16 protein-coding genes (1 of these 16 running past the window's edge) are annotated in these 18825 nt (G+C 69.4%); 9 read left to right on the forward strand and 7 right to left on the reverse strand.

Annotated features, from left to right (window positions below; genetic code table 11):
• Positions 1-87 precede the first annotated feature (87 nt).
• The 6 genes from addA to ACQY9P_RS08260 all read right to left on the reverse strand — a co-directional run bounded on the left by addA (position 88) and on the right by ACQY9P_RS08260 (position 9785).
• A complete protein-coding gene (gene addA, locus ACQY9P_RS08235) occupies positions 88-3549 on the reverse strand; it encodes a double-strand break repair helicase AddA (protein ID WP_421739736.1) in 3462 nt (1153 codons plus the stop codon).
• A 130-nt stretch (positions 3550-3679) separates the two neighbouring features.
• Positions 3680-6652, reverse strand: coding sequence for a double-strand break repair protein AddB (gene addB / locus ACQY9P_RS08240; RefSeq protein WP_421739735.1), 2973 nt, complete (start codon positions 6650-6652; stop codon positions 3680-3682).
• The gene (gene murU, locus ACQY9P_RS08245) at positions 6649-7383 is read right to left on the reverse strand and encodes an N-acetylmuramate alpha-1-phosphate uridylyltransferase MurU (RefSeq protein ID WP_421739734.1); all 735 of its coding nucleotides are present in this window, start codon (positions 7381-7383) and stop codon (positions 6649-6651) included. Before murU ends, addB begins: the two co-directional genes overlap by 4 nt.
• Positions 7380-8489, reverse strand: a complete 1110-nt coding sequence (amgK, locus tag ACQY9P_RS08250; RefSeq protein WP_421739733.1) for an N-acetylmuramate/N-acetylglucosamine kinase AmgK — start codon at positions 8487-8489, stop codon at positions 7380-7382. Before amgK ends, murU begins: the two co-directional genes overlap by 4 nt.
• Complete coding sequence (gene tsaE, locus ACQY9P_RS08255) at positions 8479-8925, reverse strand: tRNA (adenosine(37)-N6)-threonylcarbamoyltransferase complex ATPase subunit type 1 TsaE (protein WP_421739732.1); 447 nt, start codon at positions 8923-8925, stop codon at positions 8479-8481. The genes amgK and tsaE overlap by 11 nt, the downstream gene beginning before the upstream one ends.
• On the reverse strand, positions 8922-9785 hold the full coding sequence (locus ACQY9P_RS08260) for a GNAT family N-acetyltransferase (protein ID WP_421739731.1): 864 nt from the start codon (positions 9783-9785) through the stop codon (positions 8922-8924). The genes tsaE and ACQY9P_RS08260 overlap by 4 nt, the downstream gene beginning before the upstream one ends.
• A 98-nt stretch (positions 9786-9883) precedes the next feature.
• Between ACQY9P_RS08260 and ACQY9P_RS08265 the strand changes: the two genes are divergently transcribed.
• Genes ACQY9P_RS08265 through ACQY9P_RS08275 form a run of 3 tightly spaced genes read left to right on the forward strand, consistent with a single transcriptional unit; the run spans position 9884 to position 12274 of the window.
• A complete protein-coding gene (locus ACQY9P_RS08265; RefSeq protein WP_428151462.1) occupies positions 9884-10519 on the forward strand; it encodes a hypothetical protein in 636 nt (211 codons plus the stop codon).
• A gap of 43 nt (positions 10520-10562) precedes the next feature.
• Positions 10563-11681, forward strand: a complete 1119-nt coding sequence (zapE, locus tag ACQY9P_RS08270; protein ID WP_421739729.1) for a cell division protein ZapE — start codon at positions 10563-10565, stop codon at positions 11679-11681.
• An 11-nt stretch (positions 11682-11692) separates the two neighbouring features.
• Positions 11693-12274 (forward strand): GDP-mannose pyrophosphatase, encoded by a 582-nt coding sequence (locus ACQY9P_RS08275; RefSeq protein WP_421739728.1) that lies wholly within the window; start codon positions 11693-11695, stop codon positions 12272-12274.
• Here ACQY9P_RS08275 and ACQY9P_RS08280 read toward each other — a convergent pair.
• Complete coding sequence (locus ACQY9P_RS08280; RefSeq protein ID WP_421739727.1) at positions 12271-13710, reverse strand: sensor histidine kinase; 1440 nt, start codon at positions 13708-13710, stop codon at positions 12271-12273. The two genes, ACQY9P_RS08275 and ACQY9P_RS08280, sit on opposite strands and share 4 nt — an antisense overlap.
• 179 nt (positions 13711-13889) lie before the next feature.
• On the opposite strand from ACQY9P_RS08280, the gene sdhC reads away from it, so the two are divergent.
• From sdhC to ACQY9P_RS08310, 6 genes are all read left to right on the forward strand, one after another.
• Positions 13890-14297 (forward strand): succinate dehydrogenase, cytochrome b556 subunit, encoded by a 408-nt coding sequence (gene sdhC, locus ACQY9P_RS08285; protein ID WP_421739726.1) that lies wholly within the window; start codon positions 13890-13892, stop codon positions 14295-14297.
• Positions 14298-14299: 2 nt separating this feature from the next.
• The gene (gene sdhD / locus ACQY9P_RS08290; protein ID WP_421739725.1) at positions 14300-14704 is read left to right on the forward strand and encodes a succinate dehydrogenase, hydrophobic membrane anchor protein; all 405 of its coding nucleotides are present in this window, start codon (positions 14300-14302) and stop codon (positions 14702-14704) included.
• Positions 14704-16491 (forward strand): succinate dehydrogenase flavoprotein subunit, encoded by a 1788-nt coding sequence (gene sdhA, locus ACQY9P_RS08295; RefSeq protein ID WP_421739724.1) that lies wholly within the window; start codon positions 14704-14706, stop codon positions 16489-16491. Before sdhD ends, sdhA begins: the two co-directional genes overlap by 1 nt.
• Before the next feature lie 7 nt (positions 16492-16498).
• On the forward strand, positions 16499-17281 hold the full coding sequence (locus ACQY9P_RS08300) for a succinate dehydrogenase iron-sulfur subunit (RefSeq protein WP_421739723.1): 783 nt from the start codon (positions 16499-16501) through the stop codon (positions 17279-17281).
• 85 nt (positions 17282-17366) lie between these two features.
• Positions 17367-18611 (forward strand): NAD(P)/FAD-dependent oxidoreductase, encoded by a 1245-nt coding sequence (locus ACQY9P_RS08305; protein ID WP_421739722.1) that lies wholly within the window; start codon positions 17367-17369, stop codon positions 18609-18611.
• A 47-nt stretch (positions 18612-18658) separates the two neighbouring features.
• Positions 18659-18825, forward strand: partial view of a 2Fe-2S iron-sulfur cluster-binding protein gene (locus tag ACQY9P_RS08310; RefSeq protein WP_421739721.1) — the 5' portion only. 154 nt of this gene lie beyond the right edge of the window; 167 of the gene's 321 nt are visible here — the first part of the coding sequence; its start codon is at positions 18659-18661; the stop codon falls past the right edge of the window.

Genomic DNA, 18825 nt, shown 5'->3' on the forward strand with positions numbered 1-18825 from the left:
TCTGGACAGCGCTAAAACAACAAAGCCCGCGAGTCGTCGCGAGCGCTTGAAGAAGATGTAGGCGCCGCAGACGTTCCCGGCAACGGCCTAGCCGATCCGGCGCAGGGCGTCGGATATCACCTTTTCTGGAACCGGCATCAGTTTGGGGCCATCGGTCCACACCAGGGCGGCCTCGACGGGGCGGTCGGGGAACACCTCGCGCAACACCGCCACATAGACCGCCATCTGGGCCAGATAGGCCGGATCGGCGTCCTCGATACCGGCGGGCGCGGGACGATTGGTCTTGTAATCGACCACCAGAACACGCTCGGGCGTCACCACCAGCCGGTCGACGCGGCCCGAGATCGCCAGGCCCTTGGGCAGTAGGGCGCTGGTCCCGGCCAGGGCGACCTCAGCCCGTGAGCCCGGCCCGAACACGGCGGCGAAGCGATGGTCTTCCAGCACCCCGAAGGCGGCGGCGGCCATTTCGAGACGTTGGTCGTCGGACAGGTCGCGCTCGGCGGCCAGCAGGCGTCCGCCCGCCGCCCGGCGTTCGCCGGGGTTCACATCGGGCAGGATCTGCAGCAGTCGGTGAATGATCTCGCCGCGCCGGTAGCGGCCCAGACCCTCGACCTTGGCCAGCGGCGAAGGGGCGGGTGCTCTGGAGTCGGCCTCGTCCTCGATCCGCGACGGGGCGGCGTAACGGGCGGTGGCCGGTTCGGCCCTGGCCGGGCCGGTGGCCCAGACGGGCAGGGGCGTCGAGACCGTCAACGCCTCGGCCTCGCGCGGCAAGGTCTTCGGATCGGGGCCATAGCGCAGGATCGGCGCGTCGGGATCGCCGATCTCACGGACGTCGGGAGCGATGTCGGGATGGGCGAAGGCCGCGCGGGCCGCCGCGTACCAGCCGCCGACGTTCTCGTCCTTGGTGCGGGCGTCGATGCGGCCGCACAACACCAGGCGATCCCGGGCCCGGGTCAGGGCCACGTAATAGAGCCGAAGGGCCTCTTCGGCCTCCTTCTTGTCGCGCAGCTCGCGGGCGGCGGCCGAGGCCGCGCAGTCGGCGCTCTTGCCCGTGGACCAAAGGACTCCACCCTCTTCCGTCGCCAGTAGGGGCGAGCCGCCCGCGCCGCGCTTCACCGTGGTCTCGGGCAGGAAGACGATCGGCGCCTCAAGGCCCTTGGAGCCGTGGGCGGTCATCACCCGCACCTCGCGGCGGGCGCCTTCCATCTCGCGCTTGACGATGATGTCCAGCGCCGCGAAGTCGGCGACCAGGGCCTCCAGGTCGCGGATGTTGCGCTGCTCGGCGTCCATCACCTGGGCCAGGAACTCGTCCAGAGCCTCGTCGGCCTCGCCGCCCAGGCGGGCGAGCACCTTGGCGCGGTTGGACAGGCCGGCGGCGTCGACGCGGCCCAGCAGGGTGGCGAAGAACTCGAACGGCTGTCGCTTGCGGCCCTCGACCAGCGCCCAGGCCAGCAGATCGCGGGCGGCGATCCAGCGGGGGTCTTCCTCGGCGCGCAGCGACAGGGTCGCCCACAGGGTGCGCGGCTTGCGGCTTTTCGCCAGGGCGTAGACGTCGTCGTCGGTCAGGCCGCAGAACGGGCTCTTCAGCAGCGCCGCCAGGGTCAGGTCGTCATCGGGGAACAGCACGAACCGGCCCAGGGCCAGCAGGTCGTCGAAGGCGATGTGGGCCGACAGCGACAGGCGGTCGGCGCCGGCCACCGGCACGCCGCGCCGCTTCAAGGCCCGGATGATTTCCTCGAACAGCACCTTGCGGCGGCGCACCAGGATCAGGATGTCGCCGGCGTGGGCGGCGCGGCGGACCTTGCGATCCTTGTCATGCACCTCGTCGCCGCGCGCCAGGATGCCGGCGATCTCGGCGGCGATGGCTTCGGCCAGGCGGCGATTGGCGCTGTGGTCGGTCTCGGCGTCGACTGGCGCTTCCCAGGCGTCGCGTTCCTCGCCGGGTCGCTCGCGGGTCAGCGGCCACAGGTCGACGCAGCCGGGGCCGTCGGTGCGGAACGGCTGGTGGGTGACCAGGTCGTCACCGGCCGGCGGCGGCACGCCCTCGCGGGTGGCGGGATCGGAGAACAGCGCGTCGACGAAGCTCAGAACCTCGCGCGTCGAGCGATACGAGACGGTCAGCGGCACGCCCAGCCCGACCTGACCCACCGCCTCGATCTGGGCGATATAGCCCTGGGTCTCGATCAGTAGCCGCTGCGGGTCGGCGCCCTGGAATGAATAGATCGACTGCTTCTCGTCGCCGACCACGAACAGGGTCCGCGCGTCGCGCGTCCTGCGCCAGCCGCCCGCGCCGGCCCCGGCGAAGAAGTCGGCGGTCAGGGCCCGCAGGATCGCCCACTGGTCGGGGGCGGTGTCCTGGGCCTCGTCCAGCAGGATGTGATCGATGCCGCCGTCCAGCTTGTAGAGCACCCAGGCCGCGTCGACCTTTTCGGTCAGCAGCACGCGGGTGCGCTCGATCAGGTCGGCGAAGTCCAGCGCGCCCCGCGACGCCTTTTCCAGCCCGTGGGCCTCGATATAGAGCGCCGCCAGCAGCAGGGCCCCGCCGGTGTCGTGCGCCACCTGGGCGGCGCGGACCCTCTGACGCTCGAACGACAGCCGGTCGGTCTCCTCCAGCAGCGCCTCGCGCAGATCTTCCCGCGCCTTGAAGGTCGTGGTCGTCTGCAGGTGCTTGCGGGGCTCTTCCTTGTCGGTGAACAGGGCGGACAGGGCGTCGCCGAAGGCGCGGCTGGCCAGGGTGGCGCGCAGCTGGGCGGCGTGTTCGGTGTCGCGGGCCTTGCCGCTGGACTCCAGCAGGCTGGCGCAGGCTTCCCAGAGATCTGGATCAAGCTCGGCCATCGCCTCGGCGGCGACGGCGTCCGGATCGGTGGGCTGATCAAAGCCGCAGACGCGCCAGACATCCTCGATCGCGCCGGACAGGCCGCCCTGCCGGTGCAGATAGTCCGCGATCGCCCCGCGCCGGATCTCGAACGTCCCGAACATCGACTCGAAGGCGGCGAAGTCCAGCGCCACCGAGAACCGCGCATAGGCGTCGGCATAGGGGTCGTCATGGGTGTCGACATAGGTCGCCACGGTGCGGCGGGCGGCGCGGGCCACGGCCGAGCTGGCCGAGTCATCCATCACCACAAAGCCGGGCGACACGCCGGCCTCCAGCGGAAAGCGCCGCAGCAGCTTTTCGCAGAAGGCGTGGATGGTCTGGATCTTCAGGCCGCCGGGCGTCTCCAGGGCGCGGGCGAACAGGGCGCGAGCCTTGGAGAGCTCGCCGGGGCCAAAGGTCTCTTCCGGCTCGCCGACCAGCCTGGCCAGTTCCGTCCGCAGCGGACCATCGGCGGTCACCGACCAGCCGCCCAGGCGTTCGAACAGGCGGCGCTGCATCTCGGCGGCGGCGGCCTTGGTGTAGGTCACGCACAGGATCGCCTCGGGCGTCGATCCGGCCAGCAGCAGCCGCGCCACCCGGTCGATCAGGGTCTTGGTCTTGCCCGAGCCGGCATTGGCGGTGACGAAGGCGCTGATCGCGGGATCGGCGGCGACGCGCTGGGGGTCGTGCGTCATCGTCCTCCCCCTGAAGGGGGAGGCGGCCGGAGGCCGGCGGGGGAAGACCGCATCGAGTCAGCCGTCACTTCCCCCTCCGTCGGCTTCGCCGACACCTCCCCCGCTAGGGGGAGGATCTGATCAAGCGCCCTCACTCCGAACCCTCCCCATCATCGCCGCTGGTCGACCATTCGAACACCCGCGCCAGGTGGGCGTAGTCGCCGGGGTGATCCTTGACGAACTGCGGCGCGGTGCGCGAGCGATAGGGCTGGGACGGATCGTCATAGCGAGTGATCAGGGTGCGCAGGCCATCCAGCGCCGCGAACGCCGCCTGCTCGCTGTCGGCGGCCGTGACTCGAACCTCCTCCAGACCGGCGGGCTTGCGCCCGGTGACGCGCACATAGGTCAGGTCGCCGGGCTTGCGGCCCTGCAGAGCCTTGAACCCGCCGTTCAGCAGGATCGCCGCCGTCAGGGTCAGTTGCGGCGAGAAGCCGGTCTCGACCTGTTTCTTGCTGGGCGCGGCGCCGGTCTTGTAGTCGAGGATATGGGCCAGGCCGTCGCGGGTGGGCTCGATACGGTCGGCCTTGGCGGTGAGGGTGAAGTCGCGTCCGCCGATGTCGAAGGTGAGCACGCCCTCGGCCTCGACGATGATCTGCTCGGCTTCGGCGCGGCGCTGGCGCTCCCAGTCCGCGACCCAGGCGGCGGCCTCCCTGGCCAGAGCCCGCTCGCGAGCCAGCGCCGTCGGCGGCATGCCGGCCGAGACCAGTTCGCTCATATAGAGCGCCTCGAAGATCGCGGGCGCATCGACCGGGACAGGTCCGGGGTGCCGTTCGGCGAACTTCTCGAACGCCGCGTGGATGGCGGTGCCCCGGGCTCGGGCCTCGACCGGCTCGTCCGGGCGCTCCAGCGGGTAGAGTTTCAGAATATCGCGGGCCCACACGGCATAGGGGTCGCGGGTCAGGGCCTCGATCCGGGTGACGGCCATCTTGCGCGGACGATCCTCGACCGGCGGGGTCGGAGCGGGGCGGGGATAGGGGGCGTACGGGGCGGGCGCATCGAGGACGCGGGCCCACTCCAGGGCGTCGTCGCGGCCGGGCAGGGACAGTCCCGCGCCGCCGGCCAGGGTTTTTAGTCGCCACAGCCAGCGGGACTCGACGGCCGGCGCGCCGCCGCGTCGCTCGCAATGGACCAGGATCACGTCCGGCGCGCTGGCGGCCTGGGCGAAGTCGTGGGCGGTCAGGCCGACTCGGCGCTCGGGCGGCGGCAGGCCCAGCTTCTCGCGCATCGGCCGCGACAGGAACGGATCGATCGGCGCGCCCTGCGGCCAGATGCCTTCCTCCAGCCCCGCCAGCACCAGCCGATCGGCCCGAACCAGACGCGCCTCGATGGCGCCCAGGATGCGCAGGCGCGGATGGGTGGCGCCGCCGACCCGCAGGGTCTCCTCATTGACCAGCCGGTTGAGGATGTCGGCGAAGGCTTGCGGTTTGGCGTCGGGCAGCACGACGCCGTCCTCGATCAGGGCCGACAGCAGGCCGCCCAGGCACTCGCCGGCCTGGCCGATCCACAGGCGGTCGGGACCGGTCAGGGCTTCCAGCGCCTCGGTCAGGGCCAGGGCCGCCTTCGCGGGCGGGGCCAGCTCGTCGACATAGGGCGCGGCGGCATGGGCGACGGCGCCCAGCAGGCGCTGGGCCAGCGTTCTGGCGTTCGCGTGACCATCCAGCCGCCCCAGCAGGGCCTCGGCCGAGCGCGGCGCTGGACCACGCAGGCCCTTCAGCTCCAGAATCGTCGAGGCTTCGAGATCCTCCTCGGACCGCACCAGCGGATGCTTGGCCAGGGCCAGCAGGCGCACCGGATCCAGCGGGTCGGCGACCAGACCGGCCAGATGCTGGGCCAGGATCGCGACCGGGCTGGCGGCCAGGGGCGCACCGGCCGAGCTGTCGGGGATCACGCCCCAGCGCAGCAGGCGGGCATTGACCCTGCGGGCCAGGGTCTGGTCGGGGGTGACGAGGGCCGCGGTGCGTCCCGGCGTCTCCAGGGCTTCGCGCAGGAGAAGCGCGCAGGCGCTGGCGGCTTCCTCCTCGGTGCGGGCGGAGATCAGCGACAGGCCCTTCAGGCCCTCGGCGACGGGGTCGAGCTCGGGGGCCTCGGCCCGCAGGCTGTCGATCTGGGCCAGCCAGTCGGCGGTGGCCTCGGCCGGGCGCAGGGCCTCATTGACGATCCGCCGACGCCAGCGGCCCCGGCTGTCGCTCTCGGGAAACCAGGGGCGCACATCAGCGCGGGTGACGCCGGCGCGATCCAGCAGACGCCGCATGGCCCCCTGCGGATGCTGTTCGCCGACCTTGTCCCAGGCGCTTTCGGCCAGGTCTTCGTCCAGACCCGGCAGCACGACCGCGCCCAAGGGGGCGGCGGCGACAACGCGCAGCAGGTCGGCGGTGGCCGGGGCCGTGCCGGTCGAGCCGGCGGCGACCAGAACCTCGGTCGGCGGATGCTCTGTCCAGCGCTTGGCCAGGGCCCGCAGCAGTAGGACGCGGCGATCGGCGACGTCGATCAGGCCCAGCTCTTTCAGTCGCGCGGGCCACGCGGCCAGCACCGCCTTGAGGAACCGCGCCGAGACCTGCCAGTGCTGGGCCAGGTCGCCGTCGGCCAGGCCGTCCAGCTTGCCGTCGGTGTCGATCTCCTCGATCCGGCAGCTATCCAGGAAGTCCGACAGGGCCTTGGCCATTTCCAGCGCCTGGGCGGCGCCGGGGGTGAAGGTCAGGAGGTCGGCGTGATCGACCACGATCCGGGCCAGCTCGAACCGGCGGCGGCGCGAGCTGATGGCGGGCGGCAGGTCCAGCGCCAGATCGCCCGGCTCGAACGGCGGCTCGCCCTCGTCCAGGTCGCCCAGCGGGCGGATCTGCGGCAGCAGCAGGGCCTTGCCGTCGCTGGCGGCCAGCAGGGCGTCGGCCACGGCGCGGGCGCCGCGCCGGGTCGGGGTCAAGAGCGTGGCGCGGGGCAGGGCCTCGGGCCCCATGTGCGCCAACGCCGCCAGGAAGCCTCGGGCCAGATCGTCGACGAACGGGCGATGGGCCGGGATCGAGAACCAGCGCGGCCCGTCGCGATCAAAAGGGCCGCTGAAGGTCATTTCAGTTTCGCTTCCGCCAGATCGCGCGCGTCGGGGTCGCCGACATGCATCCACAGGCCGTCGGGCGACACGCCATGGACGCGGTGGTCAGCGGCCAGGCCCTTCCAGATCGGCAGCAGCGAGAACGGGCCTTCGGGACCGTCGGCGGTGATCACCGGCTTGCAGATGTGGACGCCGACATAGACCAGCGGCGCGGTCTCGCCCGGGCCCTTGAAGCGCACGACCCCGTCGTCGGACAGGAACACGTCGCCGCTGTCGTGAAAGCCCAGCGAGCCGGCGGTCGAGGCCAGCATCAGGCAGACATCCATGGCGTCGGGATCCCACGCCGCCGCGACGGCGCCGAGGGCCGGGGCGCCGCTCTCGATCCACACGGAGTCGATATTGGCCACCCAGACCGGGCCTTCGCCCAGCAGGGGCAGGGCGTGCCTGATCCCGCCGCCGGTCTCCAGCGCCTGGGGCCGCTCGTCGGAGATGACGATGCGCGGGCCCAGCCCCCTGGCCTGGCGCGCGGCGAGGTGCGCTTCGACCAGATCGGCGAAGTAATGGACATTGACCACGGCCGTCTCGACGCCCGCCTCGACCAGACGGTCTAGCATGTGGTCGATCAGGACCCGGCCGCCGACCTCGACCAGGGCCTTGGGCCGGTCGTTGGTGAGCGGACGCATTCGGGTGCCGAGGCCCGCGGCCAGCACCATGGCCACCTTGGGGGCGATCTTGGGAGCGGCGCTCATCGGCGGGCCTCGGCCGGAACGTTGGCGTCGAACCAGGCCTTCAGGCCGGCCATGGCCGGATCTCGCAAATTGCGCTCCAGATAGCGCCAGGTGCGCGGCATGTAGGCCTCATATTGCGGTCGGCCCAGCAGGGCCTGGCGGGCGAACACCCGGCCCAGGATTCGCGCGGCGTTGGAGGCGGCCAGGGCGCGGTAGTCGGCGATGAAGGCCTCGCGGTCCAGGTCCGGACGGGCGGCCAGGTAACGATCGAGCATGGCGCTCTCGGTCTCCGGCGACACGTCGCGGCGCGCGTCCTGCAACAGATGGGTCAGATCCCAGGCCGGGTGGGCGCGCAGGGCGTCCTGGAAATCCAGCAAGCCGACGCGGGCCGCACCGACGCGCTCTGGCAGCCAGACCAGGTTCTGGGCGTGATAGTCGCGGTGGGTGAAGACTGTCGTCCCGGCCTCGCCACGCACCCAGACCGGCGCCCACAGGGCGTCCCACTCGGCGACGGCGACGGCGCTGAAGGGCGCAAGCCCCGCGAACTTCGGCCACCATTCCAGGAAGGTGTCCGTGGCGACTTTCAGGGCCAGGGTGTCGTAGGTCAGCAGCGGCCAGCTCACCCCGCCCGGGGCGGTCAGGATCTCCGGCGGCGTTTCGGCGTGCAGGGCGATCTGCACGTCGACGGCGGCCTCGTACAGTGGGCGCTCATCTTGGCCCTCGGCGATCAGGGTGGCGTAGAGGCCATCGCCCAGGTCTTCCAGGATCGCGAGGCCCGACTCGATGTCGTGAGCCAGTATGACCGGCGCCGACAGGCCGCGCTCGCGCAGATAGGCGGCCGTGGCGACGAAGGCGGCGACCGAGCCGGCGGCCAGGCGCGCGGCGGCGTTGTAGCCCAGGGCGATCCGCTCGGCGTCGCTGGCGCCCGGCGGGCAAACCACGCTTTCCAGGGCCGGCGGCTGGTCCATGAAGATGAAGCTCTGACCGCCCCCTTCTTGGCTATTGGCGCGATGCAGACGCTCATAGCTGCGGGTCGAGGCGTCGCCGCCCAGGCTCTCGCGGCGCGTGTCGCCAAAGCCGTGGGCGATCAGGAACGCGGCCTTGGCCGTCTCGCGCTCAGAACTCAAGGGTGCGTCCTTCAAATCCGCCATGCCGGGTGACCGTGACGCCTCGGGCGTCGCCGTCGAGGGCGATGTCTATATCGAGCCGAGTCGGGGGCAAACGCCCTTCCAGCCTCTGCGGCCATTCAATCAGCGCGACGCCGCCGTCGAGGGCTTCGTCCAGGCCGATCTCATAGGCTTCGTCAGGATCGGTCAGGCGGTAGAGATCGAAATGGGCCAGGGGGAAGGCGGCGGTCTCGTAGAACTGCACCAGGGTGAAGGTCGGGCTGGGGACCTCTTCGTCGGGCGTGGTCAGGGCGCGGATCAGGGCGCGGGCCAGGGTCGACTTGCCGGCCCCCAGCGGTCCGGTCAGGCAGAGCGCGTCGCCGGGCTGAAGGGCGCGGGCCAGGGCGCGGCCCAGATCCTGGGTGGCGGTTTCGTCGGCGAGGCGGATTGGGCTCAAGTCAGGGCGCCTTCGGGGTGCTTTGGCAGGACCCGCTCCACATAGCGCTTCAGGTCGGTCGTGGCTTCCCCCGTATCGGCGGCCAGGGACGCGGGATCGATGGGCTTGCCGACAACGAGCTCGAATCGGCGGCCGGTCTTGTTCAGCAGCTCGTGGAAAAGCGTGATGTCGCGAAGTTCCCGCGAGCGCTTGTCGAACAGGTGGAACAGGGTCGACCACGGACCGGCGACATGGACCGGGATGATCGGCGCCTCATACTTGCGGGCGATGGAGACGGCCGAGGCGGCCCAGGGCGGATCGGTCAGCAGGCCGTTCTCGTCCCTCACCGCCAGCCGACCGGCTGGGAAGATCATCAGGGCGCGTTCGGCTTCAAGGGCGTCGCGGGTCATCGACAGGGTCAGGCGCATGCGTTCGCGGCTGCGCTTTTCCTCGACCCATTCGACCGGGATCAGCACCTCGTCGAACTGGCGGCACACGCGATGGGCGTCGGCGTTGGCGTAGAAGGCGATGTCCGGCCGGACGCCTTTCAGGGCGTCGTACACCGCCACGCCGTCGGCGATGCCGGTCGGGTGATTGGCGACGACGACCGTCCGGCCGGTCGCGGGCATGTTCGAAAGTCCCACGACCGCCACCTTCAGATCCAGCAGAACCGAGACGTGCTCCAGCGCCGCGCGGCCGCCGATTTCGGCGATGGTGTCGGCCATCCGCCTGGCCCTGTGATAGCCGAGCAGGGCGTAAAGCGGCGGGCGAACCAGTGGCCACAGCGGCGAGGCTGTAAGCCGGGGCGCACGCTCGGCGATGAGCGTGTCGACGATGTGCGAGGGTCTGGGCGCCGAACGCGCCTCTGGGACGTTGACCATGCCGCCAGCTTAGGCGCCGGCGCGGGCGATGTCAGGAAAATTGACGGCCGCCGCGCGAAGGTTGAGCTTAGGGGTCGACGATCATGGGAGTGCGGGACTTGAAGAACCTGATGCGCGGGCTGATCGCCCTTGTGATCGTGGCCCTGATCGCGGCCGGCGCCTATGGCTACTGGAACATGGAGCTGCGTTGGCGGCCCAAGACCATCACCAAACACCAGGCCGAGATCGCCAAGATCCTGCAGGAGTCCGGCTGGGTGTCGCCGGGCCTGGCGGGGCCGCAGTTCTACATGGTCAGCTTCCGCACCTGCCCCGACTGCGTGCGGTTCAAGGCCGAGGAGTTTCCCAAGCTGCACGCGGCCGGCGTCGACACCCGGGTGATCGAGATCGCCCGCGCCGACCGCAACGGCGTGTCCAAGTCCACGGCCGTCGAGCGGGCCACGGTGGCCGAGCTCTGGGTCAATCGCAGCTGGGCCCTCGCCGAGACCTGGGACAAGACCCCGGTCGAGGCCTGGACCGCGCCCGGGATCAAGCCCGCCGACGGCGATATCGCCCGCACCGCGGTGATCGAAGCCGGCCGCGCCAATATCGAAAAGCTGGTTCCCCTGATGAAGGACAACGGCGTCAGCTTCGCCTGGCCGCTGATGGTCTGGTGGACCAAGGACGGCCAGATGCGGGCCTGCGCCTGCGAGCGGCGCGAGACCTATCGGTTCGTGCGCAAGGAGCTGGGGGCTTAAGCGGCTTGCTCCCAGCGACCCTCCCGCGCTAACCGCAGTCCCGATGCCGACATCACTTCGCACCGCCTACCGCGAGCGCCTGACCCTGGGCGAGATCCGCCCCGACTCCGCCCAGGCCGCCGCCATCGACGCCCTGTCGCGGCTGGAGGCTGATCTGGACTCGGCCGGCGAGCCCAGCTTCTCGCTGTTTGGCCGCAAGCCCAAGAGCCAGCGCGGCGTCTACCTGTGGGGCCCGGTCGGGCGCGGCAAGTCCATGCTGATGGACCTGTTCTTCGAAAGCGCGCCGATCGCCCGCAAGCGCCGGATCCATTTCCACGCCTTCATGGCCGAGGTTCACGGCCATATCGACGCCTGGCGCAAGGGCGACCCGGCCCAGCGCAAGGCGCGGTTTGGCCAGCACAAGGGCGACGATCCCATCGTGCCGACCGCCGAGCTGATCTCCGGCCAGGCGCGCCTGCTGTGCTTCGACGAGCTGCAGGTCACCGATATCGCCGACGCCATGATCCTGGGCCGGTTGTTCGAGGCGCTGTTCGCCCACGGCGTCACCCTGGTGGCTACCTCGAACCGTCCGCCGGACGACCTCTACAAGGACGGGCTGAACCGCCAGCTGTTCACCCCCTTCATCGACATGCTGAAACAGGCGCTGGACGTGGTGGCCGTGCGCGGTCCGGTGGACTTCCGCCTGGATCGCCTGCGCGCGGCGCGCACTTGGCTGTCGCCCAATGACAAGGCCTGTCAGGCCGAGTTCGAGCGGCTGTGGGCCGACATGCTGGATGGCGCGCCTGAAACGGGCGTGACCCTGACCGTGCTCGGCCGCGAGATCCGCCTGCCGCGCGCCGCCGGGGGCCTGTTGCGCTCGTCCTTCGCCAGCCTGTGCCAGCAGGCGCTGGGGCCACAGGACTATCTGGCCCTGGCCGCGCGCTTCCACACGATCTTTCTCGAGGACGTCCCGCGTCTGACGCCGGAGCGGCGCGACGCGGCCAAGCGGTTCAACACCCTGATCGACGCGCTCTACGAGGCCGACGCCAAGCTGGTGGCGCTGGCGGACGCCGAGCCCGAGGCGCTGTATCCGGCCGGCGACGGCGCCTTCGAGTTCGAGCGCACCGTCTCGCGCCTGCAGGAAATGCGTTCGGCCGATTACGTCGCCCGGGTGCGGGATTAGGAGGGAAGGCCGTGAGCGTCAGCGACCGCATAAGGATCCGCGAGGAGCGCCTGCTTTCCGACAACTGGTACGTCTTGAAGACCACGACGTTTGACTGGAAACGTCGCGACGGAACCTGGCAGACCCAGAGCCGCGAGACCTATGACCGGGGCAACGGCGCGGTGTTGCTGCCCTACAACCTGGCCGCCCGCACGGTGCTGCTGGTCCGGCAGTTCCGCTATCCGGCCTATGTGAACGGCTATGACGGCCTGCTGATCGAGGCGGCCGCCGGCCTGCTCGACAACGCCGAGCCCGAAGCGCGTATTCGCGCCGAGGTCGAGGAAGAGCTGGGCTATCGGCTCGGCGCGGTCCGCAAGGTGTTCGAGGCGTTCATGAGCCCCGGCTCGGTGACCGAGACCCTGCATTTCTTCGTGGCCGAATACGACGCGGCCATGCGGATCGGCGACGGCGGCGGCCATCCGGACGAGGGCGAGGATATCGAGGTGCTTGAACCCACGCTCGACGAGGCCCTGGCCATGATCGCCGACGGTCGCATCCGCGACGCCAAGACCATCATGCTGTTGCAGCATCTGGCGCTGAACGTGTTCCGCTAAGGCTCGCTCGCCAGCGGCAGGGTAAACCGGCACACTAGGCCGGTCGCCGCGTAGTCCACCTCGATTTGCCCCTGCAGTTCGCCGCGGATGCTGCGTTCGATAAGGCGCGACCCAAAGCCCCTGCGCGCCGGCGCCGCCGCCGGAGGGCCGCCGGTCTCGCGCCATTCCAGCGTCAACAGTCCAGTCGACCCCCGTGACCAGATCACGGTCAGGCGACCCTCCGACGACAGCGCGCCGTACTTGGCCGCGTTCGTGGCCAGTTCGTGGAAGACCATTCCGAGCGACAGGGCCGTCCGCGCCGACAGATGCACGTCGGCGCCCTCGAGCGAGACGCGCTCGGCGCCATAGGGGCTCAGCTCCTGCCAGAGAATCTGCTTCAGGCTCGCGCCCGACCACTGGCTCTCGGTCAGGGCGTTGTGGGTCTTGGACAGGGCCATCAGCCTGGATTCGAAGGCTTCCAGAAAGCGCTCGGGATCGGCTGCGCCCCTCAGGGTCTGCTGGGCGATGGCCTGAACGGTCGCCAGCGTGTTCTTCACGCGGTGGTTCAGCTCGTCCATCAACAACCGCTGCCGGTCCTGGGCGCGGACCTGATCGGTAATGTCGGAGCCTTCGACGAAGACGCCTGAAACCTCGCCGTCGTCCTCGATGATCGGCTGAAAGATGAAGTCGAGATGGCGTTCCTCCAGCGGCGCGCCGGGATTGCGCGCCAGCGCGATCTTCACCTGCCTGCCGACGAAGGCCTCGCCCGAGGTCCGCACCTGATCGAGCAGGGCGACAAACCCTTGCTGGGCGATTTCCGGCAGGGCCTGATGGATCGGCCGTCCGATCACGTCGCGACGGCCGATCAATTTCTGGAAGGTGTTATTGGCCAGTTCGACCTGGTGATCACGGTCACGCAGCACCGCCATGAAGCCCGGGGCCTGCATGAACAGGCGGCGCAGCTGCAGGCTGTGGGTCTGCACGGCCTGGGCCCGTCGCAGAACCTCGTCGCCCAGCAGGGTCGCGGTCGGCGGCGTCGGTCCGCCAAACGCCAGGTCCTTGAGGCGCTGAATCTCGGTCACGTCCTGGGTGTGCTGGAGGATGTATAGGGTCACCCCGTCGTCGCCGGGTATCGGCGTGTGGGTGGCGCTCCAGATCCGCGACTCGAAGCCGCCGCCCAGGCCTTCCGGGCGCTCTATGGCGTAGTGGATCAGTGGCAGCATATCGACGTGGCCGGTGTCCCTGGCCCGCAGGAGGGAGGCTTCCAGCAGACGGCGGCTGTCGCCCGCCGACGGAAAAGCCTCGAACAGCGCCACCCCTTCAAGGTCGGCCCAGCTTCGGCCGACGGTGCGCAGATAGGCTGCGTTCGCCGCGACATACCGCAACTCGCGGTCCAGCAGCATGTAGGGGCTGGGGATCCGGTCGAAGACCTTGCTGAAGTCGATCGGATCGCGCATGGGCGCCGTCCCCCGTGCGCTAACCATCCGATAACGCAAGCTAGAGCATGCTGGTTCCGCGCCTGTCATGGCGCGTGGGTTTGAAAACGTTTCTCAACAGCAGCGGTTTCGTTGACACCCCCGCGCCAAGGCTTAAATGCATCTCGCAACGCACAATGGCTACTGGGGTTGGACCTCTCATGACCGACACGAGCCGGGGGCTGCCCGAGCGCCCGATGTCGCCGCACCTGCAAGTGTGGCGGTGGCATATCACCATGGCCTGCTCGATCCTGCACCGCGGCTGCATCATGGGCCTGTATTTCGGCGCCGTTCTGCTGGCCGGCTGGGCCCTGTCGCTAGCCCTGGGCCCTGACGCCTACGCCGCCTATGCGGGTCTGCTGGGATCGCTGATCGGCAAGCTGGTGATGATCGGCCTGACCTTCGCCCTGTTCTTCAACATCGCCTATACGATCCGCCAGAGCTTCTGGGACGCCGGCCTCGGCTTCGCGCTGAAGACCGCCGACCTGACGGGCGCGGCCGCCATCGCCTTCGCGGTGGTCGCCACGATCGTCACCTGGGTGATCGCCGCCGCCACGGGAGCGTTCTGATCATGGCCGAGACGCACTCCGAACGTTTCCGCACCCCGCTGTCGCGCGCGCGCGGCACGGGCTCTTCCCGTCATGGCGTCAGCCACTTCATGACCGAGCGCGTCTCGGGCATGGCGCTGGTGCCGTTGTCGCTGTGGGGCGTGTTCGCCGGCCTCAAGCTCGGCGCCGGTGATTTCGAAGGCGCGGCCGTCTGGCTGTCCAGCCCGGTCAACGCCGTGCTGCTGGTGCTGCTGCTGGTCGCCGCCCTGATCCACCTGCAGGGCGCCGTCCAGGTCGTGATCGAGGACTATATCCACAAGTTCACGACCAAGACCGCGCTCGTCGTTCTCAATATCTTCGTCTGCGTGCTTAGCGGCGCCCTGGGGGTCTTCTCGATCCTCAAGGTCGCCCTCACCGGAGCCTTTTGATGTCGGCCTACAAGTTCATTGACCACAAGTTCGACGTCGTCGTCGTCGGCGCCGGCGGCTCGGGCCTGCGCGCCGCGCTCGGCTGCGCCCAGGCCGGTCTGAAGACCGCCTGCGTCACCAAGGTGTTCCCGACCCGCAGCCACACCGTGGCGGCCCAGGGCGGCATCTCGGCCTCGCTGGGCAACATGGGTCAGGATGACTGGCGTTGGCACATGTACGACACCGTCAAGGGGTCGGACTGGCTGGGCGACCAGGACGCCATCGAGTACCTGACCCGCAACGCCCCGGCCGCCGTCTATGAGCTGGAGCACTGGGGCGTGCCCTTCTCGCGCACGGCCGAGGGCAAGATCTATCAGCGCGCCTTTGGCGGCATGACCAAGAACTATGGCGAAGGTCCGATCCAGCGCACCTGCGCGGCGGCCGACCGCACCGGTCACGCCATGCTGCACACGATGTACGGCCAGTCCCTGGCCCACGACACCGAGTTCTTCATCGAGTACTTCGCCCTCGACCTGATCATGGAAGACGGCGTCTGCCGCGGCGTCACCGCCTGGAAGCTCGACGACGGCACGCTGCACCGCTTCCAGGCCCAGATGGTGATTCTGGCGACCGGCGGTTACGGCCGCGCCTACTTCTCGGCCACCTCGGCCCACACCTGCACGGGCGACGGCAACGCCATGGCGCTGCGCGCCGGCCTGCCGCTGCAGGACATGGAATTCGTGCAGTTCCACCCCACCGGCATCTACGGCGCCGGCTGCCTGATCACCGAGGGCGCCCGCGGCGAAGGCGGCTATCTGACCAACTCGGAAGGCGAGCGCTTCATGGAGCGCTATGCGCCGTCCGTGAAGGACCTGGCCCCGCGCGACATGGTCAGCCGGGCCATGACCATCGAGATCCGCGAAGGTCGCGGCGTGGGCCCCAACAAGGACCACATCTTCCTGCACCTGGATCACCTGGATCCGAAGATCCTGCACGAGCGCCTGCCCGGCATCTCCGAGACCGCCAAGGTCTTCGCCGGCGTCGACGTGACCAAGGCGCCGATCCCGGTGCTGCCGACCGTCCACTACAACATGGGCGGCATCCCCACGAACTTCCACGGTGAAGTCGTCACCAAGTCGGGCGACAATCCCGACCAGGTGATCCCCGGCCTGATGGCCGTGGGCGAGGCGGCCTGCGTCTCGGTGCACGGCGCCAACCGCCTGGGCTCCAACTCGCTGATCGACCTGGTGGTGTTCGGCCGCGCGGCCGCGCTGCGCTGCGCCGAGATTCTCAAGCCCATGGCCACCCAGCCCGAGCTGAAGAACGCCAATACCGACGCCCACCTGGCGCGCTTCGACCGCTATCGCAACGCCAGCGGAACCCAGGGCACGGCCGGCCTGCGTCTCGAGATGCAGAAGGCCATGCAGGAAGACGCCGCCGTGTTCCGGACCGGCGAAACCCTGGTCGGCGGCGCCCAGCGCCTGGCGACGGTCTGGGAGAAGGCCAAGGACATCAAGGTCAACGATCGCGGTCTGGTGTGGAACACCGACCTGATGGAGACCCTGGAGTTCGACAACCTGATCGGCCAGGCGGTCGTGACGGTGGCCGGCGCGGTCAACCGCACCGAAAGCCGCGGCGCCCACGCCCGCGAAGACTTCGGCGATCGCAACGACGGCGAGTGGATGAAGCACACCCTGGCGTGGCTCGATGTCGACACCGGCAAGGTGAAGATCGATTACCGCCCGGTCCACAGCTACACGATGTCGGACGACATCGCTTACATCCCGCCCAAAGCACGGGTTTATTGAGGGTCCTATGGTCGAGCTGACGCTTCCCAAGAACTCCCAGGTCAAGGCCGGCAAGCACTGGCCGGCGCCCGCCGGAGCCACGAAGGTCAAGACCTTCAAGATCTATCGCTACGACCCCGAAGCGGGCGGCAATCCGCGCTGGGATACGTACGACGTCGATATGGAAGCGGTGGGGCCCATGGTCCTGGACGCCCTGCTCTATATCAAGAACACCATCGACCCGACGCTGGCCTTCCGCCGGTCGTGCCGGGAAGGGGTCTGCGGCTCCTGCTCGATGAACATCGGCGGCCGCAACACCCTGGCCTGCACCCACGGCTGGGCCGAAGTGCCCGGCAAGACCGTGCAGATCGCCCCGCTGCCGCACGCGCCGGTGGTCAAGGACCTGATCCCGGACCTGACGCTGTTCTACGCGCAGTACGCCTCGGTCGAGCCCTGGCTGCACACCGACACGCCCGAGCCCCAGGCCGAATGGCGCCAGAGCCCGGAAGACCGCCTGAAGCTGGACGGTCTGTACGAGTGCATCCTGTGCGCCTGCTGCTCGACCTCGTGCCCCAGCTACTGGTGGAACGGCGACAAGTATCTGGGCCCGGCAGCCCTGCTGCACGCCTATCGCTGGCTGATCGACAGCCGCGATGAAGCCACTGGCGACCGCCTCGACCAGCTCGAGGACCCGTTCAAGCTGTATCGCTGTCACACGATCATGAACTGCGCCCAGGTCTGCCCCAAGGGCTTGAACCCGGCCAAGGCGATCGCGGAAATCAAGAAGATGATGGTCGAACGCGTCGTCTGACGCGTTTGGCCATGTCTCTTCCGCGTAAGGTGCTTGCCAAAAGGTGACGCCGCCGTCATTTTTGACGAAATGGGAGGGCGCGTCCTTGAACGCAGTCGAGTCGGGCGATTTAAACGCGCGCGTGGTGATCGTGGGCGCCGGCCATGCCGGGGGCTCGGCGGCAGCGTTTCTGCGTCAGTACGGTCATACGGGTCCGATCGTGCTGATCGGCGACGAGCCGCTGCTGCCCTATCAGCGCCCGCCGCTGTCCAAGGCCTGGCTCAAGGGCGAGGCTGATGCGGACTCTCTCTCCCTGAAGCCCGCCGACTGGTACGCCGAGGCTGGCGTCTCCCTGCGGCTGGGCGGGGTGGTCACGGCGATCAACCGCGCCGACCGCTTCGTCACCCTCGCCTCGGGCGAGACCTGCCCCTACGATTATCTGATCCTGGCCACCGGCGCCCGCGCCCGCAAGCTTGCGATCCCGGGAGCGGACCTCGAGGGGGTGCTGGCGCTGCGCACGGCGGCCGACGCCGAGTTGCTGAAGCAGGCGCTGGGCCCGGGCAAGCGCCTGGCCGTGGTCGGCGGCGGCTATGTGGGCCTGGAGGCGGCGGCCTCGGCCCGGGCGCTGGGCGCGCACGCCATGATCATCGAACGCGAGGATCGCGTTCTGGCCCGGGTGGCGTGTCCTACGCTGTCCAGCTTCTTTCAGGACTATCACGCCGCGCGTGGGGTCGCGTTCGAGCTCAACGCCGGCGTCGAGGCCTTTGAAGGCGAGAACGGGCGCGTCACGGGCGTGCGGTTCACCGATGGCCGGGTTGTCGCCTGCGACGTCGCCCTGGTCGGAGTCGGCGCGATCCCCAATGACGAGTTGGCCAAGGCGGCCGGTCTCGATTGCGCCAATGGCGTGGTCGTGGATCTGGAGGCGCGCACGAAGGACGAGCGGATCTTCGCGATCGGCGACGTGAGCCACCGGCCGCTGCCGCTGTATGAGCGCCAGTTCCGCCTGGAGAGCGTGCCCAACGCTCTGGAGCAGGCCAAGCAGGCCGCCGCCGCCATTGTCGGTCGCGCGGGCCCCGCGCCCGAGGTTCCGTGGTTCTGGTCCGACCAGTATGATCTGAAGCTGCAGATCGCCGGCCTGCCGTTCGACGCCGACCGGATCATCGTTCGCGGCGATGTGTCGGCGGCGAAGTTCGCGGTCTTCCATCTCAAGGGCGACCTGATTCAGGCCGTCGAGGCGGTCAATGCGCCGCCCGAATTCATGGCGGGCAAGCAGCTGATCGCCAAGCGCACGCCGGTGTCGGCCGAAAAGCTGGGCGACACCTCCATTTCTATGAAGGACGTGGCGGCCTGAAGCCGCACACAGGGGAACTCCCAAAAAGGGGGAAAGAAGGAAACCTCATGGCCAAGATTACCTATATCGAGCACGACGGAACCGAGCACGCCATCGAGGTGAAGGCCGGGCTGACGGTCATGGAAGGCGCTGTGAAGAACAACGTGCCCGGGATCGACGCCGACTGCGGCGGCGCCTGCGCCTGCGCCACCTGCCATGTCTATGTGGACGACGC

Source organism: Caulobacter sp. (assembly GCF_965279145.1).
In the GTDB taxonomy this organism is placed as follows: domain Bacteria; phylum Pseudomonadota; class Alphaproteobacteria; order Caulobacterales; family Caulobacteraceae; genus Caulobacter.